This is a genomic window from Polycladidibacter hongkongensis (assembly GCF_001561995.1).
Classification (GTDB): domain Bacteria; phylum Pseudomonadota; class Alphaproteobacteria; order Rhizobiales; family Stappiaceae; genus Pseudovibrio; species Pseudovibrio hongkongensis.
This window is the reverse complement of sequence record NZ_LLWC01000008.1, coordinates 151,198-176,090: the sequence shown is the minus strand read 5'-3', so window position 1 is coordinate 176,090 and position 24,893 is coordinate 151,198. Positions and strand designations below refer to the sequence as shown.

The 24,893-nt window shown below is 53.2% G+C and carries 28 protein-coding genes; 15 read left to right on the top strand and 13 right to left on the bottom strand.

Annotated elements, in window-relative coordinates; translation table 11 throughout:
* Nucleotides 1-25 precede the first annotated feature (25 nt).
* From AYK82_RS02050 to AYK82_RS02025, 6 genes are all read right to left on the bottom strand, one after another.
* The gene (locus AYK82_RS02050) at nucleotides 26-775 is read right to left on the bottom strand and encodes an electron transfer flavoprotein subunit beta/FixA family protein (protein ID WP_068310792.1); all 750 of its coding nucleotides are present in this window, start codon (nucleotides 773-775) and stop codon (nucleotides 26-28) included.
* A 354-nt stretch (nucleotides 776-1,129) separates the two neighbouring features.
* Nucleotides 1,130-1,702 carry a cob(I)yrinic acid a,c-diamide adenosyltransferase gene (locus AYK82_RS02045; RefSeq protein WP_068310789.1) on the bottom strand — a complete coding sequence of 191 codons (573 nt, stop codon included), beginning with the start codon at nucleotides 1,700-1,702 and terminating at the stop codon, nucleotides 1,130-1,132.
* A 29-nt stretch (nucleotides 1,703-1,731) separates the two neighbouring features.
* Complete coding sequence (locus AYK82_RS02040; protein ID WP_068310788.1) at nucleotides 1,732-1,923, bottom strand: twin transmembrane helix small protein; 192 nt, start codon at nucleotides 1,921-1,923, stop codon at nucleotides 1,732-1,734.
* 18 nt (nucleotides 1,924-1,941) lie between these two features.
* On the bottom strand, nucleotides 1,942-2,478 hold the full coding sequence (locus AYK82_RS02035) for a TspO/MBR family protein (protein WP_068310784.1): 537 nt from the start codon (nucleotides 2,476-2,478) through the stop codon (nucleotides 1,942-1,944).
* Between the two features lie 10 nt (nucleotides 2,479-2,488).
* Nucleotides 2,489-3,352, bottom strand: coding sequence for an SDR family oxidoreductase (locus tag AYK82_RS02030; protein ID WP_068310782.1), 864 nt, complete (start codon nucleotides 3,350-3,352; stop codon nucleotides 2,489-2,491).
* Nucleotides 3,353-3,391: 39 nt separating this feature from the next.
* Nucleotides 3,392-4,636, bottom strand: a complete 1,245-nt coding sequence (locus AYK82_RS02025; protein WP_068310780.1) for a ubiquinone biosynthesis hydroxylase — start codon at nucleotides 4,634-4,636, stop codon at nucleotides 3,392-3,394.
* Nucleotides 4,637-4,748: 112 nt separating this feature from the next.
* Here AYK82_RS02025 and tesB point away from each other — a divergent pair, with 112 nt between their 5' ends.
* Nucleotides 4,749-5,624, top strand: a complete 876-nt coding sequence (gene tesB / locus AYK82_RS02020) for an acyl-CoA thioesterase II (protein ID WP_068310778.1) — start codon at nucleotides 4,749-4,751, stop codon at nucleotides 5,622-5,624.
* Between the two features lie 2 nt (nucleotides 5,625-5,626).
* Here tesB and tlpA read toward each other — a convergent pair whose 3' ends face one another.
* Nucleotides 5,627-6,286 (bottom strand): thiol:disulfide interchange protein TlpA, encoded by a 660-nt coding sequence (gene tlpA, locus AYK82_RS02015; protein ID WP_068310776.1) that lies wholly within the window; start codon nucleotides 6,284-6,286, stop codon nucleotides 5,627-5,629.
* Nucleotides 6,287-6,318: 32 nt separating this feature from the next.
* Here tlpA and argH point away from each other — a divergent pair, with 32 nt between their 5' ends.
* The 4 genes from argH (at nucleotide 6,319) to AYK82_RS01995 (ending at nucleotide 12,136) form a co-directional block, all read left to right on the top strand.
* Nucleotides 6,319-7,710: an argininosuccinate lyase gene (gene argH, locus AYK82_RS02010; protein ID WP_068310774.1), complete on the top strand. Its 1,392-nt coding sequence runs from the start codon at nucleotides 6,319-6,321 to the stop codon at nucleotides 7,708-7,710.
* A 121-nt stretch (nucleotides 7,711-7,831) separates the two neighbouring features.
* Nucleotides 7,832-8,107, top strand: coding sequence for an LPS translocon maturation chaperone LptM (gene lptM / locus AYK82_RS02005; RefSeq protein WP_068310772.1), 276 nt, complete (start codon nucleotides 7,832-7,834; stop codon nucleotides 8,105-8,107).
* A 69-nt stretch (nucleotides 8,108-8,176) separates the two neighbouring features.
* Entirely contained in the window at nucleotides 8,177-9,448 is a 1,272-nt protein-coding gene (lysA, locus tag AYK82_RS02000) for a diaminopimelate decarboxylase (RefSeq protein WP_068310770.1), read from the top strand.
* Between the two features lie 117 nt (nucleotides 9,449-9,565).
* Nucleotides 9,566-12,136, top strand: coding sequence for a TIGR02302 family protein (locus AYK82_RS01995; protein ID WP_068310768.1), 2,571 nt, complete (start codon nucleotides 9,566-9,568; stop codon nucleotides 12,134-12,136).
* Nucleotides 12,137-12,187: 51 nt separating this feature from the next.
* On the opposite strand, the gene AYK82_RS01990 is transcribed toward AYK82_RS01995, so the two are convergent.
* The 3 genes from AYK82_RS01990 to AYK82_RS01980 are packed head-to-tail and all read right to left on the bottom strand — an operon-like array spanning nucleotide 12,188 to nucleotide 13,962.
* The gene (locus AYK82_RS01990; RefSeq protein ID WP_068310766.1) at nucleotides 12,188-12,577 is read right to left on the bottom strand and encodes a response regulator; all 390 of its coding nucleotides are present in this window, start codon (nucleotides 12,575-12,577) and stop codon (nucleotides 12,188-12,190) included.
* Nucleotides 12,578-12,586: 9 nt separating this feature from the next.
* Nucleotides 12,587-13,135 carry a hypoxanthine phosphoribosyltransferase gene (hpt, locus tag AYK82_RS01985; protein ID WP_068310764.1) on the bottom strand — a complete coding sequence of 183 codons (549 nt, stop codon included), beginning with the start codon at nucleotides 13,133-13,135 and terminating at the stop codon, nucleotides 12,587-12,589.
* Nucleotides 13,135-13,962, bottom strand: coding sequence for a zinc-ribbon domain-containing protein (locus tag AYK82_RS01980; protein WP_068310762.1), 828 nt, complete (start codon nucleotides 13,960-13,962; stop codon nucleotides 13,135-13,137). The genes hpt and AYK82_RS01980 overlap by 1 nt, the downstream gene beginning before the upstream one ends.
* 315 nt (nucleotides 13,963-14,277) lie before the next feature.
* Here AYK82_RS01980 and ftsE point away from each other — a divergent pair, with 315 nt between their 5' ends.
* The 5 genes from ftsE (at nucleotide 14,278) to AYK82_RS01955 (ending at nucleotide 18,068) form a co-directional block, all read left to right on the top strand.
* On the top strand, nucleotides 14,278-14,937 hold the full coding sequence (gene ftsE / locus AYK82_RS01975; protein WP_068310761.1) for a cell division ATP-binding protein FtsE: 660 nt from the start codon (nucleotides 14,278-14,280) through the stop codon (nucleotides 14,935-14,937).
* Nucleotides 14,938-15,154: 217 nt separating this feature from the next.
* Nucleotides 15,155-15,982, top strand: coding sequence for a cell division protein FtsX (locus tag AYK82_RS01970; RefSeq protein ID WP_082733707.1), 828 nt, complete (start codon nucleotides 15,155-15,157; stop codon nucleotides 15,980-15,982).
* Nucleotides 15,983-16,111: 129 nt separating this feature from the next.
* Nucleotides 16,112-16,759: a YdcF family protein gene (locus AYK82_RS01965; protein WP_068310757.1), complete on the top strand. Its 648-nt coding sequence runs from the start codon at nucleotides 16,112-16,114 to the stop codon at nucleotides 16,757-16,759.
* A 49-nt stretch (nucleotides 16,760-16,808) separates the two neighbouring features.
* The gene (locus tag AYK82_RS01960; protein ID WP_068310755.1) at nucleotides 16,809-17,588 is read left to right on the top strand and encodes a lysophospholipid acyltransferase family protein; all 780 of its coding nucleotides are present in this window, start codon (nucleotides 16,809-16,811) and stop codon (nucleotides 17,586-17,588) included.
* Nucleotides 17,589-17,687: 99 nt separating this feature from the next.
* Nucleotides 17,688-18,068 carry a hypothetical protein gene (locus AYK82_RS01955; protein ID WP_068310753.1) on the top strand — a complete coding sequence of 127 codons (381 nt, stop codon included), beginning with the start codon at nucleotides 17,688-17,690 and terminating at the stop codon, nucleotides 18,066-18,068.
* 66 nt (nucleotides 18,069-18,134) lie between these two features.
* Here AYK82_RS01955 and AYK82_RS01950 read toward each other — a convergent pair whose 3' ends face one another.
* A complete protein-coding gene (locus AYK82_RS01950; protein WP_068310751.1) occupies nucleotides 18,135-18,662 on the bottom strand; it encodes a gamma-glutamylcyclotransferase in 528 nt (175 codons plus the stop codon).
* Between the two features lie 54 nt (nucleotides 18,663-18,716).
* Here AYK82_RS01950 and AYK82_RS01945 point away from each other — a divergent pair, with 54 nt between their 5' ends.
* Nucleotides 18,717-19,772, top strand: a complete 1,056-nt coding sequence (locus AYK82_RS01945) for a DUF2125 domain-containing protein (protein ID WP_068310749.1) — start codon at nucleotides 18,717-18,719, stop codon at nucleotides 19,770-19,772.
* Between the two features lie 64 nt (nucleotides 19,773-19,836).
* On the opposite strand, the gene AYK82_RS01940 is transcribed toward AYK82_RS01945, so the two are convergent.
* The gene (locus AYK82_RS01940; protein WP_068310747.1) at nucleotides 19,837-20,307 is read right to left on the bottom strand and encodes a GNAT family N-acetyltransferase; all 471 of its coding nucleotides are present in this window, start codon (nucleotides 20,305-20,307) and stop codon (nucleotides 19,837-19,839) included.
* A gap of 146 nt (nucleotides 20,308-20,453) precedes the next feature.
* Between AYK82_RS01940 and yddG the strand changes: the two genes are divergently transcribed.
* The 4 genes from yddG to AYK82_RS01920 all read left to right on the top strand — a co-directional run bounded on the left by yddG (nucleotide 20,454) and on the right by AYK82_RS01920 (nucleotide 23,819).
* Complete coding sequence (yddG, locus tag AYK82_RS01935) at nucleotides 20,454-21,335, top strand: aromatic amino acid exporter YddG (RefSeq protein WP_068310746.1); 882 nt, start codon at nucleotides 20,454-20,456, stop codon at nucleotides 21,333-21,335.
* A gap of 81 nt (nucleotides 21,336-21,416) precedes the next feature.
* Nucleotides 21,417-22,319, top strand: a complete 903-nt coding sequence (locus AYK82_RS01930) for an HpcH/HpaI aldolase/citrate lyase family protein (RefSeq protein ID WP_068310743.1) — start codon at nucleotides 21,417-21,419, stop codon at nucleotides 22,317-22,319.
* A 158-nt stretch (nucleotides 22,320-22,477) separates the two neighbouring features.
* Nucleotides 22,478-22,684 (top strand): DUF1737 domain-containing protein, encoded by a 207-nt coding sequence (locus AYK82_RS01925; RefSeq protein ID WP_068310741.1) that lies wholly within the window; start codon nucleotides 22,478-22,480, stop codon nucleotides 22,682-22,684.
* Between the two features lie 184 nt (nucleotides 22,685-22,868).
* Nucleotides 22,869-23,819, top strand: coding sequence for an AEC family transporter (locus AYK82_RS01920; RefSeq protein WP_068310740.1), 951 nt, complete (start codon nucleotides 22,869-22,871; stop codon nucleotides 23,817-23,819).
* 1 nt (nucleotide 23,820) lies between these two features.
* Here the strand turns inward: AYK82_RS01920 and AYK82_RS01915 are convergent, their stop codons facing one another.
* Nucleotides 23,821-24,870, bottom strand: a complete 1,050-nt coding sequence (locus tag AYK82_RS01915) for a hypothetical protein (protein ID WP_068310737.1) — start codon at nucleotides 24,868-24,870, stop codon at nucleotides 23,821-23,823.
* Nucleotides 24,871-24,893 lie beyond the last annotated feature (23 nt).

Genomic DNA, 24,893 nt, shown 5'->3' with positions numbered 1-24,893 from the left:
GTGATACCTCTCTTGTCGTATGCGGTTAAAGGACGCCAGCTTCGTTTTTGAGCTTTTCGACAAGCTCGCCAACAGAGGCAACTTTAACACCGGCTTTGCGCGCTTCTGGCTCAGCGGTTTTCAGGGTTTTCAGGCGCGGGGTTAGATCAACGCCGTAGTCTTTTGCGGTTTTCTCAGCGATTGGCTTCTTCTTTGCCTTCATGATGTTCGGCAGTGAAGAGAAGCGCGGCTCGTTGAGGCGCAGATCAGTGGTGATGATGGCAGGCATTTGCAGCTTTACAGTTTGCAAGCCGCCATCAATTTCACGGGTGACATCCACTGTGCCATCTTCCAGCGAGACGCTGGAGGCGAATGTGCCTTGCGACCAATCAAGCAGAGCTGCCAGCATCTGGCCGGTTTGGTTGCTATCATCATCAATCGCCTGCTTGCCAAGGATAACGAGGCCGGGCTCTTCTTCGGCAACCACGCCCTTTAGCAGTTTGGCGACAGCTAGCGGCTCAACGGTTTCATCGCTTTGGATGAGAATACCGCGATCTGCACCCATGGCAAGGCCGCTGCGGATGGTTTCGGTTGCCTGCTTCGGGCCGATGGATACGACAATGACCTCGTCTGCCTTGCCAGCTTCTTTGAGGCGCAGGGCTTCTTCAACTGCGATCTCATCAAACGGGTTCATGGACATTTTGACGTTTGCGAGCTCGACGCCGGACTGATCGGCCTTAACGCGAACCTTAACGTTGTAATCAACCACCCGTTTTACGGGCACCAGAATTTTCATCATTATCCTCCACCGGATCGTGGCCATTTGCTGCACAGCATCATTCGTGCTGCGCTGCAATGCAGACTATGCCAATTTGGAATGCTTGCAACATTGCCTTTGAGGGTGGACGGTAATGACGAGTGGGGAAGCTGTCAACGATGGCCCTAGGGAAACTATCCCTAAGTTTCAACCATTGTATAAGGGCTTAGGCCATGTGGGCAGGAGGTTAATTCCAATGGTATTGAAGGGGGTGGTAATAAAAACTCACCTAGGCCAGATGATTGGAAGCAAGAGGCTACTTTTATTGGTTTGTTGCGTTTTGGGCAGGCATGCCGGTGCACTTCGCACTTGTGTATAACTTGAAATGGTCGCTCAACGATTAGCGCCGGGCACCCAGAGGACGTCGCCGCTTTCTCTGGCGTTTGCGTAGCGCGAGGCGACAAAAAGCAAATCTGATAAGCGGTTAAGGTATTTTATAGCTTCTGGCGAAATAGCCTCCTGTGCTGCTGCGGCGGTCGCGAGACGTTCTGCGCGGCGGCAAACTGTGCGGGCTTGGTGCAGGTGGGCCGCTTGGGGGCAGCCGCCTGGCAGCACGAATGATTTTAACGGCGATAACTCACTGTTCATCTGGTCAATAGCGTTTTCGAGTGCGTCGATTTGCGCAGCTGTGATGCGCAGGGGCTCATAGCCAAGGTCTTCATCGGTGTGTGGAGTGGCAAGATCTGCACCCAGATCAAACAGATCATTTTGAATGCGCCCGAGCAGTTCGTTCAGCACCGGCATTTCATCGCAATGGAGGCGAACTATGCCTAGAACCGCGTTGGTTTCATCAACGCTGCCATAAGCTTCTATGCGCAGATCGTGCTTTACGCGGCGCTCGCCATTACCTAGCGCGGTGGTGCCATCATCACCAGTGCGGGTGTAGATCTTGTTGAGAGTGACCACATGAGCCTCTTTGGGTTTATAAGGTTAACCTAGCCACGGGCAAGCCATGCGCCGACAATGAGTAACAAAACAGCGCAGAATTGGAACAACACGCGCAGGCGCATCAGCTTTTGCGAGCGATTGGCACTGCCGCCGCGCATCATATTCCACAGGCCGAGAAAGAGCACTACCGCGACAGCGAGTAGCGAGAGCGGGATTAGCACAGAGAAAAGACTGTCCATGAATTCTCCAAGGTGAGACTAAGTGTTAAGAACAATGATAGCGCCGTTTAACAGGGCGGCGAAACTGATCCAAAGGATGTAAGGGCAAAAGAGCAGGGCAGCGAGTGGCCTAGCCTTGTGTGCTTTGATCACAAAAACAAGAGCAAGCAGGATCATTGCCAGCAAAACAGCCATTGCGAAGAGGGGATTATGAGCCCCGAAAAAGGTGAAGGACCATGCAGCATTGAGGAGCAGCTGGGCCACCGCGAGCAGTTGCAGGGCTAGTTTTTGCTTTGTCGATTGGGGAGAAGGTGCGCTTGTTGGCAGTTCTGTCGCAAGCCAAGTGGCGAGGGCAAAGAGGGCATAGAGCGCCGTCCAAACAGGTGCAAAAATCCAGTTTGGCGGGCTGAATACCGGCTTTTCCAATGCGGCGTACCACGTGGTGATTTCCGGCTTGGTTACGATTGCGCCATATGTGGCCACTGCGTAGCAAAGCAGGCCCCAGCCGATCAAACGAGACCAGACATGCCTGCTTTTCCAGCGCTGGTGAGGTTTGTTGGCTTTTGGGGCATTCATGGGTGGCCTCCTACCGTTCTTCCGAATTTGCAGCGCGGCGCAAAAAGGCATCTAGGGCATTGGTTGAAAGGACGCGGCGCAGCACTGCCATAAGCTTGGTGGGGAAGGTGACACGGTATCGGGCGCGAGCCCGCGGCGCCTCAATTGCATGGATGAGCTTATCGGTGACGGCTGAAGGGGGGAGTTTAAAGCGGGTGGCGCCGCCTTTGCCCAGCAAAGCAAGGCGGCGGCGGTAGTTTTCTTTAAAGGCCGAGGCATCACGGCCTTTTTCGCCAATTTCCGCGTAAAAAGCTGCGATGGCGTTTTTGGAAAACTCTGTAGCAATCGGGCCCGGCTCTATAAGGCTTACCTGAATGCCACTGGTGTGCAGCTCAAGGCGCAGGGTGTCTGTATAACCCTCTAGCGCAAATTTGGTGGCATTGTATGCACCGCGAAAATCCATTGCGACAAGGCCAAGGACGGAAGAGCACTGCACGATACGGCCATGACCTTGCGGGCGCATTATGGCGATGGCTTGGCGGGTTAATTCATGCCAGCCAAAAAAGTTGGCTTCAAACTGGCGGCGCAGGGCCTCTGTCGGGATGTCTTCAATAGCGCCGGGCAGGCCGTAAGCGCCATTGTTAAACAGGGCGTCAAGCCGACCGCCGGTAAGCTCCAGTGTTTGGGCGAGTGCCTTAGTGATACTCTCTTCGCTTTGGTAATCTAATTGGACCGCATTGAGGCCCTCATTTTTTAGGCGCTCGACATCTTCGGCTTTGCGAGCGGCAGCGACAACGCACCAGCCGCGTTTTTGCAAGGTGTGGGCGGCGTCATAGCCAATGCCGGTGGAGCAGCCGGTGATTAGAATTGCGCGTTGGGCGGAATTATCGGTCATGCGGAATGAAAAGCCTCGGTGCCAAAGGGAACTAAACGGTTAAATTGGATTGCCGAGCAGGAGCTTGGGGCTATCGCCCTTGGTTGCTGCGGCTTCACCAATCAGGGCTTTTTTCAAGAAGGGCAATCGCTCGACAACGCCTAGGCCAAAATCGCGGGCAAAGCGAACCGGGTCAATATCATTGGAAAACAGCCGGTTTAGCACATCAGTTGTTACGCCCATTTGCCATGTGTCGAAGCGGCGCCAGCTTTGATAGCGTTCCAGAATGTGTTCGGCGCCGATATCCAGCCCCAAGCGGTGTGCGTCTACAAGCACTTCGGCGAGCGCAGCAACATCCTTGAACCCGTAGTTTAATCCTTGTCCGGCGATTGGATGAATGCCGTGGGCCGAATCGCCTGCCAGCGCAAAGCGTGGCTTGATGAATGCGCGGGCGAGCGTGAGGTTTAGCGGGAAAGCGTGGCGCGGGCCATCGAGCGAGAGCGGGCCAAGATGCTTACCAAAGCGGCGCTCCAGTTCGATTTCGAATGTGAAGTCATCGGTTTTTACAAGCCGGTCAGCATCGCTGGTTTTCTCGGTCCAGACGATTGAAGAGCGGTTGCCTTTTAGCGGCAGAATTGCAAATGGACCGGATGGCAGGAAGTGTTCTTCAGCGCGACCATGGTGCGGGCTCTCGTGCGCAACTGTTGTCACTATGCCTGACTGGTTATAGCGCCAGCGATTACAATGAATTCCTGCTAGATCACGCAGTTTCGAGCGCACTCCATCTGCCGCAACCAGCAAGCGAGCTGTTAGGTTTTTGCCGCTGGCAAGGGTGATGTCTGTCCGCTCCGGATGCGTGGTGAAATCTGCCAGTGTGTCTGGTGCGAAAATCTGCACATCTGCCGCCTCGCAAGCATCATAGAGCGCGCCGACCATGTGGTTGTTTTGCACCATATGGGCGAAGGGTTCGCCGTCTTTCACCTCTCCTGAGAATGTCAGGAATATGGGGCGTACGCTGTCGTTAAGCTTGCTATCGGTGACAATCATTTCGGTGATTGGCTGGGCATCGCCTTCCAGTAGGTGCCAGATGCCCAGTTGATCGAGCATGCGGCAGGCACCGGCGGCAATTGCTGATGAGCGGGGATCATTTTTGATTGCGTCACGTGGGCGCAGGTCTACCAGTGCGACTTTCATATCCGGTTCGGACTGTTTCAACGCTAAAGCGAGCGAAAGACCAACATATCCGCCGCCGCCGATAACCACATCGAAAAACTGCGAGGCTGTGGTGTGGTTATCTTTGCTCATGAAAAAATCCTTTTGTCCTGAAGGCTAACCATTTGGCCCGTTGACTTGATGTTATGGCGCGCCTTAACTCGTGCCCGCTACGTATAACACTCAAGCTATGGAATTGTCGCCCATGACAAGCGCTGTGGACAGCCTTTTACAAACACTTGGTTTGGAAAACCTAGAGCACAACCTGTTTCGCGGCAACAGCCCCAAGGCGGGTTGGCAGCGGGTGTTTGGCGGGCAGGTAATTGGGCAGGCGCTGGTTGCTGCATATCGTACAGTGCCGGAAGAGCGCAGCGTGCATTCCCTGCATGGTTACTTTCTGCGAGGAGGCGATCCATCTACACCGATTATCTATGAAGTAGATCGCATTCGCGATGGTGGCAGTTTTACAACGCGTCGCGTGGTCGCTATTCAGCATGGACAGGCGATTTTCTCCATGTCGGCTTCGTTCCAAGTGCAGGAAGGTGGATTAAGCCATCAGGCAAGCATGCCAGATGTGCCCATGCCTGAAGATCTGCCGGGTGAGGAGGAGCTGAAGGAACGCTACCTCGCCCACGCGCCAGAACCTGTGCGTAAGTATTTTGAGCGGCGGCGCCCCATTGAACTGCGCCCTGTTGAACTGCAGCGATACTTCACAACGGACAAAAAGCCACCAACGCAGTATGTATGGGTACGGGCAACAGCGCCTTTGCCGGAGGAAGCGCGCATTCATGAATGTGTGTTGGCTTATGCCTCGGATATGACCCTGCTGGACACAGCACTGCATGTGCATGGCATGTCGGTGTTTAACCCCAAAGTACAGGTTGCCAGCCTTGATCATGCAATGTGGTTCCACCAGCCGTTTAAAGCAGATGAGTGGCTGCTCTACGCACAAGATGCACCGGCGAGCGGCGGCGGACGCGCCTTTACCCGAGGCAGCCTATTCACCCGTGAAGGCCAGCTGGTGGCCTCCACTAGTCAGGAAGGGTTGATGCGGCTTAGGCAGGAAAAAAGCGAAAACTAGAGCTATTCCTGCGCTTTTATCGCAGCTTTTATGAGGGCAAGCGCTTCGGGGGCTGCCCAATTGGCCGGACCATACATGGTGCCAATTTCGCAACCATCCTTGCCGATTAGGACAGTGGCGGGCAAACCGCGGGCTCTCGCCTTGGCGCGAAGATCACGGAAAACCTGCATGGTGTTATCATTGTAAAGCGCGAGATGCTTGACGTCGATTTCTTTTAGGAAGGCTGCGGGTTTTTCTTGAGGGTCACCGCGATCCACATTAACCGCGAGGACATGGAAGGCGTCGCCGCCAAGCTTGTGTTGGAGTTTGTCCAGATCCGGCATTTCTTTGCGGCACGGCGCGCACCACGTGGCCCAGAGGTTGAGCAGGGTAGTTTTACCCATTAGCGCCTCTGGGGTGGCTGACTTTCCTTCTGCGGTTTTAAAGCTCAGATCTGCCATATTGAGGTTTTGCTGAGCAGGTAAGAGGGCGGCCACCTCTCCAGTGGCGAGCGGTTTTATCGCTTCAGCTGCATTATGGGACGCTGTACAGGACGGTGCTGAGTTGAGAGAACCTTGCCAATTCAGCAGAAAAACTGAAGCAGCTAAAGCGCCGATAACGCCAAATCCGGCAATAAAGCCTTTCCTGCGCTTTGAGTTTCCGCTACTTGAAGTATTCAGCATAATATTTCCCTAACTCATAAGTGAGGCGCGTAATGAGCAACCGCATGTGGGGCGGCCGGTTTGCAGAAGGCCCTGATGCCATCATGGAAGAGATTAACGCTTCCATCGATTTTGACCAGAAGCTTTATAAGCAGGATATCACTGGTTCAAAAGCCCATGTGCGCATGCTTGCTGCCAATGGCATCGTCAGTGCGCAGGATGCCGAAACCATCGAGGGTGGTCTAGACAAAATTCTGGCCGAGATCGAGGCAGGCGAGTTCAAATTCTCGCGAGCGCTTGAAGATATTCATATGAATATCGAGGCGCGGCTGGCGGAGTTGATTGGCCCGGCGGCGGGGCGTTTGCATACAGCACGCTCGCGCAATGACCAAGTGGCGACAGACTTCCGCCTTTGGGTGCGCGAGAGCGTTGACAATCTTATCGTGCAGCTTGGCGAGTTGATGCAGGTGCTTAGCGCCAAAGCGGAGACCCATGCGGCGGATGTGATGCCCGGCTTTACGCATTTGCAATCAGCCCAGCCGGTAACATTTGGCCACCATATGCTGGCCTATGTGGAGATGTTCGCGCGCGATCGCTCGCGACTGAAAGATGCGCGTGCGCGGATGAATGAATGCCCACTGGGCAGTGCGGCTCTTGCTGGCACCTCCTTCCCGATTGATCGCGAGATGACGGCCAAGGCATTGGGGTTTGATCGGCCAATGGCGAACTCGCTGGATGGTGTTTCTGACCGCGATTTTGTGCTTGAAGCACTATCGGATGCGTCAATTTGCGCTATGCACCTTTCTCGTTTAGCTGAGGAAATTGTTATCTGGTGCTCGGCACAGTTCAATTTCGTCAAGCTCTCGGACAAGTTTTCTACTGGCTCCTCCATTATGCCGCAGAAGAAAAATCCGGATGCTGCGGAACTGATTCGTGCGAAGACCGGGCGTATTTACGGCGCTCTTAATGCACTTTTGGTGATGATGAAGGGTTTGCCGCTTACTTACTCCAAAGATATGCAGGAAGATAAAGAGCAGGCTTTTGATGCCTTGCCGAACCTGTCATTGGCGTTGGCCGCGATGACTGGCATGGTGCGGGATCTGGAGCCGAACACCAAGGTGCTGAAAAAAGCAGCTGGTTGTGGTTATGCGACCGCGACTGATCTTGCTGACTGGTGCGTGCGTGTGTTGGGCATGCCGTTCCGCGATGCCCACCACGTGACTGGTTCTCTTGTTAAGCTGGCAGTTGAGAGGAACGTGGAGCTGCACCGGCTTTCCCTTGCAGATATGCAGAGTGTGGAGCCGCAGATCACTGTTGATGTCTACAATGTGCTGTCTGTCGATAAATCCGTGCGCAGCCGCGTGAGTTATGGCGGTACTTCGCCGGTGAATGTACGCAAGCAATCGCGCCGCTGGTTGCGGCAGCTGGAAAAAGAGCAGGCTTAGCTTGCGCTTTTTTTCTGGTTGAGCCCACAGGTGCCTTGCGAGAGGGCTGTGGGCTGTGCCACTTTGACGACACTTATTGGCTTGCTGCTTTGCTGCGCAAACATCGGGATATTTGTTAGATATGGGCGTTTACCAAGCTGTAACGGGAAAACGGTTTTTGACACCTGCTTTGGTGCTCGGCGTGGTGCTGATGCTGGCCGCTTGCGGGCGAAAAGGTGCATTGCAATATGAACCATCACCGCTTGCGGCGCCGGAGCAGTTGCAGGAGCAACCCTTGCCAGAAGCTGAGGATGAGCAGCTGCAAGAGGCGTTGCCGGACAGCGAAGAGGTGAACAAGGATATCGCAGGTAAAAGCAAGCCCGCGAAATCTTCCTTCCCGCTTGATTTCCTTATCTAGCGCGCAAAGCGACACAAAAACAAACAGACCTGCACCTATAAAAACGCAGGCTGCCAGAGGGTTTTTATCTTGCACCATTTTTCCTATCAAAATGGCCAGCTTCATGCTGAAGATGTGGCTTTGAATGAAGTTGCCGCAGCCGTTGGAACGCCGTTTTACTGCTATTCCCGCGCTACGTTCGAGCGCCACTACACCGTGCTCAACGATGCATTTAGCCAGATTGACCACCTGATCTGCTACGCCATGAAGGCAAACTCAAATCAGGCGATCTTACGCGTGCTGGCACGGCTTGGCGCTGGCATGGATGTTGTGAGCGAGGGTGAATTACGCCGGGCGCTTAAAGCGGGTGTTCCCGCTGAAAAAGTAGTGTTTTCTGGCGTTGGTAAAAAGCGCAGTGAGATGCGCTATGCGTTGGAAGCTGGTATTCTTTGTTTCAATGTGGAATCCGAGCCAGAGCTTGCGCGTCTTTCGCAGGTTGCGCAAGAGCTTGGTAAAGTGGCGCCGGTATCGCTGCGCATCAACCCGGATGTTGATGCCAAGACCCATGCCAAAATCTCGACAGGCAAGGCGGAAAACAAGTTTGGTATTCCGTGGCAGCGGGCACGCGAAGTATATGCCCGTGCGGCGGAGTTGCCTGCGCTGAAAGTCACCGGCATTGATATGCATATTGGTTCGCAGATCACCGAGCTGGAGCCTTTTGACAGCGCGTTTTGCCGCCTTGGTGAGTTGGTTGAGCAATTGCAAAGCGACGGCCACGAAATCTCCCACGTGGATGTTGGTGGCGGCCTTGGTATTCCTTATGGGGGTGGCATTGAAGCGCCATCGCCGGAGGCATACGCCGAAGTGGTTCGCAAGCACGTGAGCAAGCTCGGCTGCAAGGTTATTTTTGAGCCGGGCCGGATTATTGCCGGTAATGCGGGCATTCTGGTTACCGAGACGATCTTTGTAAAAGAAGGTGAGGCAAAGAATTTCGTTATCGTTGATGCGGCGATGAACGATCTTATTCGCCCAACGCTTTACGAAGCGCATCACGATATCGGTGTTGTTGAAGAAGCCAAGCTGAGCGGTGAGAGCTTTACCGCCGATGTGGTGGGACAGGTTTGCGAGACCGGTGACTACCTTGCCAAGGACCGGGTGATGCCGAAAGTGGATGAAGGCGACTTGTTGGTTGTCTATTCTGCCGGGGCATATGGCGCAACGCAATCTGGCACTTATAACACGCGCTTGCTGGTACCTGAGGTGCTGGTAGATGGTGAGAATTTTGCCATTATCCGCCAGCGACCAGACTATGATGCACTGATTGGTATGGACACCGTGCCGAACTGGGTGGAAGGCGACTAAGGCTTTAGCCAAGCTGCTTAGGAATTTGCAAGGTTGTTGCCATAGGATTCTCGCTCTAGATTTTGCATTAAAGCAATGTGGAGCGTTTCTTTGGTACAGCGGTGGTTTTCCAAGCTAATGAAGATAACGGGCGTGCAGCGGGGGAGAGGAAACTCCGCTGCAGGCTCGGCAGATGGTGGCTTGGTTGATAAGGCTGTGCCGGTTTCGCGCTATTTTACCAAAGGGCTTCGCGGAGCTATTGCCCGCAAGATTTTCGTGGCGCGGCTGATTTCTTTCCTTGAAGAATTTGTCTGCGAGTCTGTTCCATTATTGGTGTTGATTTGCGCCTATGCTGGCAGCGCTCTGCTGGGCGTTTGGGCTTTGCTGCCCTTCTGGCTATCTATAGTCCTGCTTGTTTTGGTTGGGCTGGCCGGTATCTGGTCTGCGTTGCCGCTGTTGTCGCTGCGGTTTCCAAGTTATGGCGCAGGTATGGCGCGGATGGAGGCAGCCTCCGGGCTTTCACATCGACCATTGTTGGCGCTGGAAGACCAGCTTGATGCACGCGTTCTGGACCCCACTGCGGCGAAGCTCTGGCAATTGCATCAGGAAAGAGTGCGCCGCAAACTAGCGTCACTAAGAATTGGCGGATTAAAACTTGATCTGCATCGCCGTGATCCCTACGCGTTGCGTACGCTTGCAGTGATGCTGCTGGCGGTTGGTTTGGTGGCCGCCCCCGGTGGTTCTTGGCTGCCAAATACGCCTCAAGGTTCTGCTACTCCGATGCGGCTGGATGCTTGGGTTACACCGCCCGCCTATACGGGGTTGGCGCCGATTTACCTCAGCGGGGATGCGGCACAATTGCGAGGGGTTCGCGGTAAGATTACGGTGCCGGAGGGAAGCGAGCTTGTTGTGCAGGTTCGTGCGGATAGGCGAACGGAGTTGCACAGCCGTGTTTCGGGAGACGATTGGCGAGAGCATGAGACGCAAAATACTGCTGGAGATCTCGAGCAGAACTGGAAACTAGATCTGCATGAATCGATAGAAGTGCGTGTTGACGCGAGACGCGACAAGCACATCTGGGTTTTTGATGTGGAACAAGATCGTGCTCCGCTGATTACTTTGCTTGAAGAGCCTGAGGCTCAGCTCTCCGGGAGCTGGGAGCTGCGCTATCATGTGAAAGATGATTTTGGTGTCGTCTCTGCTCACGCAATGACCAAGTTGCACAGGCCGCAGAACGAGGGAGCTGTTGCCCTTGTGGAGGCGCCGCGCTTTGCTTTGCCATTGCCTGCTAGCGACAAACGCGTAGGCGAGGCGAAAACCTTGCAAGACCTTTCTGCGCATCCGTTCGCAGGAGAGGCCGTGGATCTGGTGCTTTCTGCGCAAGATCAGCAGGGGCAGATAGGTGTTTCCAAGGTTGCAACCGTGCGCTTGCCTACCCGCCAATTTGCCAACCCAATTGCTCGCGCCGTTGTTGAGCAGCGTCGCTATTTGGCGCTGGATGCGAGACGACATGTGGAGGTGGTGCACGGGATGGATGCACTGCTAACCGGTGCTGCACGCTTCTTCGATAATGCAGGGCATTATCTGGCATTTCGTTACACCTATCGAAAGCTTGCACGGGCGCGAAGCCCCGAGGAATTGCGCGCGCAACTGGATAGTATGTGGCAGTTGGCATTGCTGCTGGATGGCGGGGCGGTTGCCAATGCGCAAGAGGCGGTTCGCGCTGCGCAAAAGGCCCTGCAAAAAGCACTGGAAAATGGCGCGTCCAACGAGGAGATTGCCGAGCTTATGGACGAACTGCGCGCTGCGATGGATGAGTATATGCAGGCATTGGCGCAGCAGTTGCACGAACAGGGGCAGGCGAGCCCGCCGATGGCAGCTGATGCGATGAACAGCATGAGCTCTGAAGAATTGGATGCCATGATGGAGCGGATGGAAGCTCTAGCACAAATGGGCAACCACGAGGCTGCGCGGGAGCTTTTGGCGCAAATGCAAAAAATGCTGGATAATATGCCAAGTCAAAGCGCTTCGGCGGCAAATCAACAGCAGCAGGAAATGATGCGAGCGTTGAACGAGCTCAGTGATGTTATTCAAGAGCAGCAAAACTTGATGGAACGCACCTTCCCCCATGATGAAGGGGGGGAGCGGGATTTTACCTTGCCTGACTGGTTGAAAAACAATCAACAGCCTCCCAGCGCTGACAATGAGCAGAGGGCTCCTACTGATGAAGAGGCAAACGAGCTCTCGGAATTGCAACAGGAACAGGATGAGTTGGCGACTACCCTGCAAGAGCTGTTGGAGAATATGGCCCGCCTGGGAGCGCCTGAAAACGAGCAGTTGCAGGGAGCTCAAGAACATATGGAAGGCGCGGAGGAAGCTCTTGGCCAAGAGCGTGCTGGCATGGCCCTGAACCAGCAGGGGCGGGCGCTACAAAGCCTTCAACAAGGGGCGCAGCAGCTGATGGAGCAAATGGCCCAGCAAGGAAATGGAATGGGTGTTTCGCGCAATTCACAGCTGAGCCGTGACCCTCTTGGGCGGGTGCGGCGCAACTTGGGCCCCGAGTTTGGCGATGAAGTGCGTGTTCCAGACGAGATTGATGTGCAGGCCGCCCGACGCATTTTACAGGAGCTGCGCCGCCGCTTGTCTGAGCGTGAGCGGCCACGGTTAGAGCTGGAGTATTTGGAGAGATTGCTGGAAGGGCGTCCTTAAGCAAATGTCGCGTTGCTTTTGCGCAATGTAAAACGCTGGTCGTGCTTTGCTCTAGCCGTTTGAGGCTGCATAGATGCGAGGCTCTAAGGCAGAGCGGACAGCACTGCGTATATCATGTAGCGAAAACGGCTTGGATACCACGTCAATTATGCTGGCACGCAACTCTTCGCAGCCTTCGCGCAGATCTGCGTATCCTGTCATCAACAGGATTGGCAGGCCAGGAAAGTGGCTGCTTGTATGGCGCGCAAGCTCGATGCCATCCATTTCCGGCATCATAATATCGGAGAGCAACAGGTCAAAGGCGCCCTGTTCGCTCTCCAATGTTTGTGCGGCCTCTGTGCCATCTTCTACAGCGGTAACTTGATGACCATCCAGCTCCAGCGCACGTTTTACAAATGCGCGGACGGCGTCATCATCCTCTGTGAGTAGCACTCGAGCCATTTAAATCCCCTAGGTGTCATCCCCTTCTTGCGGCACGTAGCCGATGAAGGGGAGTTGGCGCCACGCATGGCCCATATCCATGCCATAGCCCACTACAAATTTATCCGGACAATCAAAGCCGATATAGTCGGCATCGATTTCTGCAACGCGGTTCATCGGCTTGTCGAGCAGCGCTGCCACGCGGACAGACTTAGCACCTCGTGCGGCAATCATATTGCGGGCGAAAAGCAGCGTGCGGCCGGACTCGAGGATATCATCGACAAGAACCACATCGCGGCCTTCTACATCGCTTTCGATATCGCGCAGTACTTTGACTTCGCCAGAAGAGACCGTGCCACTTCCATAACTGGAAAGGTGTAAAAATTCCATTTCCGGCGCTACGCCGACTTTGTGGAGGGCGCGGGCCAAATCAGCGGCAAACATGAAGCTGCCTTTGAGAATGGCGACCACCAGCAGGTTGGTTGGTTTGTCCTTAGCGATTGCCTCAGCAACAGCATCAACGCGGGTGGAGATTTCTGCTTCGTTATAAAGCACGCGGATTTCCGGGGTTCCGGTCATCAGTTTTTCGCTCTTTTCTCTAGGCGCTTCGTAAAACGCAATTGAATGCTTGTGGCCATCTCGGACGGTTTGGCCAAGCGGGTTCTGAATCTTGTTTTCTGGCCAGATGTCAGCCGGGTTTGTAACGGCTGGGCTGTCCAAGCTGTTATCTCGCGGTTGTCCTGTCCGCGCATGCTTAGGCGAATGGGTGGAACTTCCACGGCGGCATCGCTAATATTCTCTATGGTTCCTTCAACCACCAAAAGAGTGCTTCCCTCTTCATACTCCCGGAAAGTTCTAATGGAATTAAAGACCAGACCACGGGTGTTTACAGAAATTCCAACCAATCTGTAAAGGCTGGCGAGCTCTGGGTAGCGTTTTACCAGCGTGTTTCTGTAGGTGTAGGTCCCAACACTCATAAAAACAGCGAGGGCAAAAAGTGCCATGCCAAAAGCGCGCGCAGGGTATTTGACGAGCCGAGAATTTTTCTTTTGGCTCGGGCGCGGCTTTTTAGGTTGTTCTGCAGGTTGCTGCGTTTGCTGCTCATTTGCTGGCTGTGGAGGCTCCTCAAAAGCTGGGAGGACTTCTCCAAAGCTGTTTTTCGTCGGCTCATTCTGTTTAGCCGGTTGTTTCTCAACTTCTTTTTTTGATGAGACAATTTGTCCATCTTCCAGATTCAGGCTTGCGGGCTCTTGTTCTTGCGGCGCTGTTATCTCGCGCAGGCTTTGTGGTGCTGGTTCATGCCAGACAGTTCCACACTTAGAGCACTTAAGCTTGCGACCTTGCGAGCCGAGCTTTTCCTCTGAGATTGCATAGGTGGTTTTGCAGTTGCTGCAGGTGATTTTCATGTGGTGCGCACCATGCCAAATTCGCAGATCATTAAGGCCTATCACTCTGCCCGCAGCTATGTGGAAAACGGGGATGCTTTGAACAAAGCATCAGTCGGCGTATTCTAGCCAAATCGAAAGGAAAAATGCAGCCCCCATGATTTTCTTGGGGTGGAAAACTTCATTGACTGTGAAACTCGTGTGCTTACGGCATAGAAAGACCAGAGTGCATAAAATTGAAATTAGCCTTAATTAATCCTTAATCCACTTGCTTCTAGCATGTGAAATAAGGTGCTACGAAAAGTTAGGGGCATCTGCGATTATTGGGGGCATGGTGTGATCCTGTTCGAAAATGTTGGTTTGCGATACGGCATGGGGCCGGAAGTCTTGCGGGATGTATCGTTTCGGATCGAACCGCAGTCCTTTCAGTTTCTCACTGGGCCCTCGGGCGCCGGTAAGACCAGCTTGTTGCGCCTGCTATTTATGAATCTGCGCCCAACACGGGGATTAATTTCGGTGTTTGGGAAGGATACCGCCGCGGTCTCAAAATCGCAGCTGCCAGCGATGCGGCGTAGAATTGGCGTTGTTTTTCAAGATTTTCGGTTGCTTGATCACTTAACGACCTACGAGAATGTCGCCCTGCCGCATCGTGTGGCTGGTAAATCCGAGGTAGATTATCGCGCTGATGTTATTGATCTGCTTAAATGGGTAGGTCTTGGTGATAAGATGCATGTGTTGCCGCCGGTGCTTTCTGGCGGTGAAAAGCAAAGAGCGGCCATTGCGCGGGCGTTGATAACTCGCCCTGAAGTGCTGTTGGCGGATGAGCCGACTGGTAACGTGGATCCTCCCTTGGCGCGTCGTTTGCTCCGCTTGTTTGTGGAGCTTAACCGGCTAGGGACCTCTGTTTTAATCGCAACACATGATGTGCATTTGCTGGAGCAGGTGGAGGCGCGTCGCTTCGAGCTGAATGAGGGGCGGTTGACGGTCTATGGTTAAGCAGAACAAGCGGCGAGAACCTGATTTGGGTGCTAAAAAGCGAGCCCTCCCACGGCCATTGCCCGGGCAGAAGCCTGTAAGAGGGCGTCCAGTAAAACGCGGTGGTAAGCCCCAAAGTCCCACTAAGAAGCCAAGGCCGGACAAACAGAAAAAGTCATCACCGATTGTTCCTTCGCAAGCGATTGCAGGCAGGGCGCTGACGCTTGTTGTGGCCATCATGAGTTTTTTGGCTTGCTTAACTGTTGGTTCTGTTTCTGTTGTGAATGATGCTGCGAATGACTGGACAAATGATCTCGTTCGCGAGGTAACGGTTCAGATTCGTCCCGCTGATGGCATTAATATGATGCAGGAGATCGAGAAAACTCTCGCGCTGGTTCAAGAGTTTTCCGGGGTTGGCGGCGCGCGGGCGCTCTCAAATGAGGAAACGGGCGATTTGCTGCAACCTTGGCTTGGGGCGGGCCTGAGTTTGGAAGAGTTGCCGATACCGCGTTTAATACTGGTTGAAATAAATGAGCCAGCGCTGTTCAACCTTGCTGAAATGAAGGAGCAAGTCGAGAAGGATATCCGAGCCGCGACGGTGGATGATCATCGTTTGTGGACACGGCAGCTTTCCGCCATGGCCAATGGTGTTGTGGTTGGTGGACTGGTCATCCTTGTTTTGGTGCTGTTTTCTATGGTGCTTTCTGTGGTGTTTGCCACAAGGGCGGCCATGTCCGGAAACAAAGATGTGGTTGAGGTTTTGCACTTCGTCGGTGCTGAAGACAGGTTTATCGCTGGTGAATTTCAAAGGCACTTTCTCGTGCTTGGGCTAAAAGGGGGTGTCATCGGCGGTGCTGTAGCTTGCCTTTGCTTCTTTGTCTTTGGTCTTTTGGGGGGCAGCGATGCGTTTGGCTTTGGTGGTGGTCAGCTACAAGCGTTGATTGGCCCGTTTTCCGTGGGCGCGCCTGGGTACTTTGGGGTCTTGGCGATTGTCTTTCTTGTGGCTGTGTTGACGGCTCTAACCAGTCGGTTGGCTGTTCATTCTCATCTTGCAGAAATCGACTAGGTGTATTTGCACTAGGCGATGCTGATTTTTACCAAGATTGCCATATAGCATGCATTGTACTCCTGCTTCTGATAAGGAAGCTTAGAGACGGTTAGCCTGAGGTGGCTTGGGTGGTTTTTGGGCAAGTGCATGGCAAATGAGTTTCCAAAGAACAAGAAGCAACGACACAGCATTCGTGCACGTATTGCAATTGTGTTTTTCGTAGCCTTTGCTGTTTTTTTTAGTGCGCTGTTGATCGATTTCTCGCTGTATCTGCGTGTGGTGACAAAAGGTGATGGTGACACCACTTCTAATGCCGATGGAATTGTTGTGTTGACCGGAGGGCGGGAGAGAATTCAGCATGCCTTGACAATGCTTGTGGCGGGGCAGGGCAAGAGGCTTCTGATTTCCGGTGTTCATCCGGCAACCGAGGTTGGCCAGCTGGCAAAACTCACGGCACATCGTCCTGAGTTGTTTTCTTGTTGCGTGGATTTGGACCGTGATGCCCTTGATACCGTCGGTAATGCGGTGTCTTCCGCGCGCTGGGCTAAAGAGCACGACTACAAAAGCTTGATTGTGGTAACCAGCGCCTATCATATGCCACGAGCCTTGATTGAATTTAAACGAAAATTGCCGTACATGGAGCTGGTGCCAAGCCCTGTTTACCACCATCGTTTGGAATTATCCCAATGGTTTCGTTCCTCTGAAATCGCGGGTGTTTTGCTAAATGAATATGGAAAGTACGTTCTGGCGCGCCTACGCATGTCTCTGGATGGAGCCATTGGCCCGTTAGGGTAGTGGTGCCGCATTGAGGCGGGCTTACTGCTGTCTATCGATGGGAAGCACAATGCTGCTGATACGTTCTGTACTGTTTAATATCTCCTTTTATCTCTACACCTTTTTGCTAATGCTGGTGATGATCCCGGTGTTTTTCCTGCCGCGTAAGCTTGGTATCAAAGCCGTACCGCTTTGGACGAAGGGTAATTTCTTTTTACTGAAGTATATTGGCGGCGTGAATAGCGAGGTTCTAAATGGGGATCGCATACCGCAGCAGGGCTGTATCATTGCTTCCAAGCACCAGTCAGCTTGGGAAACATTTGCCTTTATGCCTTGGCTCAATGACCCAACCTACATTCTGAAGGCAGAACTGCGAAAGGTGCCGTTTTTTGGCTGGTACCTGCGTAAGTTTGATCAGATTCCGGTAAATCGCGGCCGAAAAGGTGCTGCGATGCAGGAGATGACTTTAAAGGCAAAAGAAGCCATCGCCGATGGACGCCATATTATCATCTTTCCCGAAGGGACCCGGCGCCCCGCTGCGGAGGAGCCAAAGTACAAATATGGCATCACCCATTTGTACCTAAATTTGAACTGCCCTGTGGTCCCCATAGGTTTGAATTCTGGAGTGTATTGGCCGCGTCGGCGCTTCTTCCGCTTTCCAGGGACAATTACCGCGCAGGTAATGGAGCCTATCGAGCCGGGCCTCAGCGCAGAGGAGTTTAACAAAAGACTGCAAGCGGCGATTGAAGGCTCTTCGCAAGAACTCTTTGAAAAGGCGGCTAGAGAGACCCCTGACAATATCATCGTCAAAGAAGGTAGGGAGCGATTGGCGCAGCGCAACAAAGACTGATCAGTATTTAGATAAAGTTGATCTTGTTTTGTTCTTGCATTTGGTTCTCTATGTGTTCTAGTATGAAAACATGGTTAACGCGAAGCAGGAGCGCCGGCTATGACGTCTTTTGTTTTGGAATTCGAGCACATCGGAGAAGCTGCGGTCCGTGTGGCTGAAGAGCTGGGCATTGGTGGCAAGTTCCGCTATTGGTGTGGGCGTTCTGGCGCACGCTATCTTTTCACGCGGATCGACGTGGATGCCCTGACTGATTTTAACGAAGCGGTCGTGCTTATCAGTGAGCGCGGTGAAGATCCGCAGGCATTGTGGGTGGGGCAGCTGCGCGAGCCGGGCTTTAGCCGCTGGTTGCAAGGACAAGAGGCAGCCGAGCATTTCGACTTCTTTGTGCACTTGCTTGCAGAAGATCCAGTGGCAAAGCAGGCAGCAATTTCAGATCTAAAGGCAAGTTTAGCTGAAGGGGCGGTGCTACAAGCCGCTTAGCCGATGTTAATCGGCTTGTAGGAAAAGTGAGTGGTGAAAAGGCGCCGCGCCGCTTGATGTCGTGCGCTAGTTTTCTGGTAGGCGCTCGCACAGCCAGCGAACCTCAAAGTCATCTATTCCAAGCTCGCAGATATGTGCGAAGGTGCTGGTCACGTATTCAGGGTTCTTTCCAGAGAGCCCGCTTGCGCCTTTTACGATCTCCAACTGCTTCTCAAGAGGCAGGCGACCAGCATATTGCTCGTGGCTGGTATCTGCAATGTAGGTCATGGCTTCGACTTGCAGCGCTGGTTTGGCTTCCAACGTGAGCGGCACCGTAACTTCCTTATAGACTGCGGTTTGTTGCTCGCGCTCCCGCAGATAGGCGATCGTTTTCTGGCGGTTTTCGCTGGCTACTTTAAAAGCCATTCCTATGCATTCGCCGCCTTTGTCCAGCCCGAAAACGAGGCCGGGGTTTGCCTCGGTTCCCCTGTGAACCCAGCTGTAGATACAAAGTGAGCGGTGATAGCCTTCTAGCTTGGCCGGAATGGCTAGTTCGTATTCAAAGCCAGGGCGCCACATCAAAGAACCATAACCAAACACCCAAAGTGCTGACATAAGCGAAATTCCCCCAATTTCCTTGTTGTAACTCGCGTAACAGGGTGGCAAACCATGCGCAAGCATTATGGACTGATCGAGGCGAATTATCTGATGAGCGCAACTCAACCAAGCGAACAAACTGGCAAAAGAGCAGGGCGAAAATACCTCTACCTTGGCCTTGTGACGGCACTGGTCGTTGGCGGCTGGTCGCTTTACTGGGATCTAGGCTCCGGTGTTATCAATGATATTTATCGAAATGGCAAAAAGGTGGTGGCTGCACAGGGCGGTGAGCTTGTCTGTGGCCAGCAGGAAGTTTCCGGCTATCCGTTTCAGTTCCGTTTGGACTGTCAACCCTTGCGCGTAGAGACAGCACTGGGCTGGGTTGAGGCTGCGGCTGCAAAGGCAATGACACTGGCTTATAATCCTCAGCATGTCATTGTTGATATGAAAGCGCCAATAAGTGGCGTTGTGCAGAATGGGCCGGGGTATTCGGCGGACTTTGCCTCCACACTGTTGAGTGCGCGGCTAGGTACGAGCGGCATTAACAATCTGGATGGAGAGGCAAAAGAGCTGACTCTATCGCTGGTTGGCTTAGCTACGCCGTTTCAAGCCTCTGTTAAGGCGGCGGAGGTGCATATTCGCCGAGCAACTCAAGATGACCAAGACATGCAATTAGCTGCTAGTCTTAGTGGATTACTGCTGGAGACGTTAGGAATTGAGCAGCCGGTCGAGGGTAAGGTGAGAGCTGTTCTAAAAGGTGGAGCGGCGTTGCTTTCCTATCAGGCCCCTTCTTTTTCCCAGCTTGCAGGCTCGACTGACTTACAAATTGTTCTAGAGAACGCGAAGGTGATACAGGGTGAATTATCTGTCTCAACAAAGGGCACATTAAAAGTGCGCCCAAACGGACAGTATGAAGGTACGCTGCCTATCACCGTTAAAGGTGTTGATCAGCTGGAAGCAGCTCTGTTGCCGTTTTTTCCTGAAGGCTCACAGGTTCCAGCAAGTGTGGCGCGCTCTGCAAAAGGCCTTGGGGGTGATAAGGGAGAGGTAACTCTGCCGATCACCTTCTCGGATGGCCGCGCACGTTTGGTGTTCTTTGATCTTGGACCCGTACCACCACTGTTTTAACAGCTGTGACATGTTAGAGAGTAAAGGCGGGTGCACCCGCCTTTGCCGTTTATATAGCTACACTTTAATCGGCGAGGAGTTTGGCGAGCTCGACATGGTATGTCGCTTTGTCTCCGGGCGCGCCGATGCGCTCGTAAAGCCCTACAAGGCCGATGTCGACGATTGGGCGGGCGGGGACAAGCCAGCGGATGTGCAGCCAGTCTCGCTGCGTGCCAATTATTGCCAGTTTACGCACCATCGCACGGCCAATACCTTGAGATTGATGGTCTGGCACCACATAGATGTCTTCGAGGCTGCCGATGCGTCGGCCGCTGGTCAGATCTGGAAGATCAAAGAACGCTGCAAAGCCAACAAGTTCAGAGCCATCAAAAGCGCCTATTAGCTCAACTGTTTTATCTCCGATCAGCTGCTCAGCGTAGACTTCATCTGGTCGGCGTGGTGCCCCGCGTTTTAGCGCTTGCGCGTTTTCTGCCAATAGTGGCGCGAAGGCATGCGCATCAGAATGAACCAGTTTTCTGATCTCTAGATCAGCCATTTTCTCATTTTCCCGTCGTTCGTTTGGGTGCACAAGAGTGACCCTATTGACCTGCGTAAATCAAGCGGGATAAAGGGCTACAAGCGAAATATCACCAGCTAGAAAATGATAGGCGCGCAGATCAACTTCTAAGAGGAATAAATGGGATGTTACAGCCGCAACGGGGGAGTGCAACGCTCATAGGCTTTAGCGCTGTTTTGATGTGGTCCTTACTTGGGCCACTGGGTGCTTATGCTGATGTGGTTCCCGCGTTTTTGCTAAATGCTATTTGCTTTGGAATCTCCTCGCTTGTTGCGTTCACACGAATTGCGATGATGCCAAACAAAGGGCGAGTTTTTCGTCAGCCTCTTTCCCTTTGGCTGATGGGTATTGTGGGCGTATTCGGGTATCATGCCTTTTACTTTTTGGGCCTGCGCAATGCGCCGCCGGTTGAGGCGAACCTTATTAACTATTTGTGGCCGGTGTTAATCGTTCTGTTTTCGGCACTACTGCCTGGAGAGCGTCTGCGCTGGTTTCACGTTGCGGGAGGTGGGCTTGGTCTGTGCGGTGCTGGGCTGCTGGTTGTTGGCGGTGCGGGGCTTTCTTTCTCCGGTGATGCGAGCCTTGGTTACGCCTGTTCCGCTTTGGCGGCGCTGATCTGGGGGAGCTATTCGGTGCTATCGCGCCGATTTGGCAATGCACCTACCGAGACAGTGGCTGTTTTCTGTTTGGCGACTGCGGTTTTATCGCTTCTGTTTCACGTCCAATTTGAAGAGACAGTTTGGCCTGCGGATGCTTCGCAATGGATCGCGGTTGTTGCTATGGGGCTAATGCCGCTTGGGCTTTCCTTTTTTACTTGGGATATCGGAATGAAGTATGGTGATATCCAGCTGCTCGGCGTGAGCGCCTACACTGCGCCGCTGCTTTCTACTGCTCTTATGATTGTGCTGGGTATTGGCGAGTTGAATGGTCGAGTGGTTATGGCGTGCTTTTTGATTGTCGGTGGGGCATTGGTTGCTGCGAAAGACTTGCTGTTAAAGCCACGCTGACCCCGCCTTTTGACTGGGTGGCCTGCGCGCTAAGGATCGGCAATAAATAGTAGCAGCAATAATATTTCAGGAGTTGCACCGATGCAGCAACACGAACAAAGCCAAGTGCGGCCTCGGCGCAGCGTGCTTTACATGCCGGGCTCTAACGCCAGAGCGCTGGAAAAGGCAAAGTCTCTGGATGTGGACGCGTTGATTTTTGATCTTGAAGACGCAGTGGATCCCGAGGCCAAAGAATTGGCGCGAGATCAGGTTTGTACTGCTGTTGTGCAAGGCGGGTATGGCCATCGTGAATTGGTGGTACGGATTAACTCACTACACAGCCCACTTGGGCAGGAAGATATGTTGGCGGTGGCAAAGGCACAACCTGACGGGGTTTTGGTGCCAAAGCTGGAAGGGCCCGCTGATGTTCGCCAAGTGCTTGATGTGCTGGATCGGCTCGATGGGGGGAAGCAGATCGCGCTTTGGCTGATGATGGAAACGCCGGGCAGCGTTCTTTACGCCAGAGAAATTGCTGAGGAAGCGCGCAATGCAACAAGGCCAGTCGCGGCTATGGTGCTTGGCACGAATGACTTGGCCAAAGATACACGTGCCGCATTAGAGGCGCCGCGAACCGGCTTTCTGCCTTGGTTGATGCAATGTGTGGTGGCGGCGCGGTACGCTGGAATAGATGTGATTGACGGGGTGTTTAACCAAATCGGAGCGGACGATACTTTTCTTGCTGAGTGCGAGCAGGGTAGAAACCTTGGAATGGATGGCAAAACACTTATTCACCCAAGCCAAATAGCGGCGGCAAATGCGTCTTTTGCACCCAGTGAAGAGGAAATAACGTGGGCAGGAAAGGTGATTGCTGCATTCGATGCGCCGGAGAATGAAGGCAAAGGCGTGTTGAAAGTTGATGGAAAAATGGTTGAGCTGTTGCATGCGCAAATGGGGCGGCGGTTGATTGATTTGGCTACAGCTATTGAAATGCGTCGATCTGGCTAAGAGGCTGGCGGTAGCTGAGCAGCACCGGGGCTTCCTGCTTGAGTGGTTGATTAATCTTGCAGGTGCCATTGCTCCGACGGCGGAGCATGATAAAAACACACAAACAACAGCTCGCTGCCAAAACTTGAGGGAGTGGGCGTCAAAGAGGATAAAAAAGCATGCGTCTCTACCGCTTTATCACTGAGCCAGACACACCCGAGTTTTGTCACCGTGTGACCCAGGCGCTGAACCGTGGCTGGGAACTGCATGGCAACCCAACCATGACTTATGACGCCACCAAAGGGGTGACAATGTGTGGGCAAGCAGTGGTGAAGTATGTTCCTGATGAGGAATATACGCGCGAGACCAAGCTGGGCGCCTACTAGATCTCCTATGAAAAAGCTATGGATGATCACAGGAAGATCATCCATAGTGATATACTATAGATGCTTTTGCAGTCACCTTTTTATGTAATATTGGTATTGCTTGAAGTATATCAGATGCTGCGGCAAGTTTTCCGCTAGGTATATTACTGATTTTCTGTATATGTCTATTTAAACAAATGGACATATGACCGTGCTTTCCGCCTTTATCAATGCAATTCTGCCTGTTTTTTCTGTTGTCATCATTGGCTACGGCCTTGGGCGGCGCGGCATTTTTGATGGCGAGGCGGTGCATACGATAAACAAACTGGTGTTTTATGCGCTGTTGCCGCCGTTTTTTATTGGTTTGACGGGGCAGGCACCGTTTGCAGAGTTTAAAAGCGTCTATTTACTTGCCTATTTCGCGGTATCCTTGGCCATAAACTTTTCCGTGGTTATCGCGGCTTACAAGCTGTTTGGCCGGAGTTTTCACGAGAGCATTTTGCTCGGCTTCATGGCTGGTTTTGTCAATCACACGTTTTTTATTTTGCCGGTCGCGCGCGTCATTTTCGGTGCCGATGCAGTTTTGCCTGTTACAGCAGTTATCGCGCTTGATATGATGTTTATGTATGGCGCGACAGTGGTGGCGATGGATTGTACGCGCACAGCGGCGGCTGATCGTTCGCTACGTGGTACGTTGTTGCATGTGGGCAAGACAGTTTTAAAGAATCCGCACAGCCAAGCTTTGAGCGCCGGGGTGTTGCTCAATATCGCGGGTGTATCCTTTGATAATGGCTTGGGTGTCTTTACCAGCTTTTTAGGATCGGCAGCTGCACCATGCTCCTTGTTTTCTTTAGGGCTTTTTCTTGCTCAGCAACCGCTTTGCCCGTCGCGTGAGAATGTGGGAATTGTGACCTATGTCAGTGCGGTCAAGTTGCTGCTGATGCCCGTGCTTGCATTTGTTTCGCTGTCGCTTGTGTTTCAATTGCCGGGTAACTGGGCCGGACCGGGGCTTTTTGTGGCGGCGGGGCCGTGTGGTTCACTTCCGTTTATTCTGGCAACGCAATACAAGGTGCGTGTTGACGCGATTAGTCAGATTTTGCTCTTCACCACTTTTGCTTCGGTTTTTACGCTGACAGCATCTCTGATGTTGCAGTAATTTAAAGCCCTTTCAGGGAGCTACAGATTTTATTGTAGATTTGGCTGATAATGCGCGCATGGCTTGGGTCTGCGCTGAGGAAATTTACAAGACCCGGCCCGGCATTCAGCTCAATAATCTTGTAGGCGCCGCTTGTTTGCGCCGTTACATCTTCCACCATGAGATCAACTCCGGCATAGCGCAGGCCCACGGCTTTTGCCGCGGCAATGGCAGTTTGTGCATGGCAGGGGGCAAGGTCACCTGTAATGAGGGTGGCAGTGCCGCCGGTGGAGAGATTTGCCGAAGGCAGAAGCGTAACTTTAGCTCCCTTGGGCGGGATATCATGCAGCTGCCAGCCTGAGCGGGCGAGGTGCGCGGCGAGGCGGTTATCCTCTTGGGATATTTTTTTTCCGCCGCTTCTGGTTTGTTGTTGTGTTTCGAAGCTGTCTAGCAGCTGGGCGAGAGAGCTTGCGCCATCTCCATTAAGAAACGGTGGATCGCGGCGGATGACTGCTTGCACTTCGCCATCCAGAACGATGATGCGCAGATCGGTGCCGGTTGCCGCTACTTCCAGGCGGATAAGCGGGTGATTGTGCGCGAGCTCGTTAAAGCGTTGCAGGAGCTGCGCCGCTTCATCAACCTTATAAACGCCTTTGCCTTGCGTCCCGTCATTTGGTTTGATGAACAACGGAAAGCCATGGTGGGCGGAGAAGTACTCTGCCTGTCTGAAACCAGCAGTTTTAATAGCGGCCTGAGGATTGCTGTTACTTATTTCGCGTAGTGTCGCAGGTGGGGCAAGCACAATGCCTGTCGGGGTGCTGAGAGACTGAGATGCCAGCAGCTCGGCGCAGAAGCCTTTGTCTGCGGCCACAGCGGCGGCGCCATATGCATTTACTGGCAGAGATGTGCCTTTGAAGGGCAGCAGCGTGCCTGCTTTGGTTTTGAAGTAGCCAGAGTATTGAAATGCTTCTTCCAGATAGAGCTCTAGTCCATGCTGTTTGCAGGCAGCGGCCAGCAACGCGTTGCAGGGTGTGAGGTGCGCTGAGGCTGGATCGGCTTTTAGAAACGGCATGAAAGGCTATCAAGAGCTGGTCA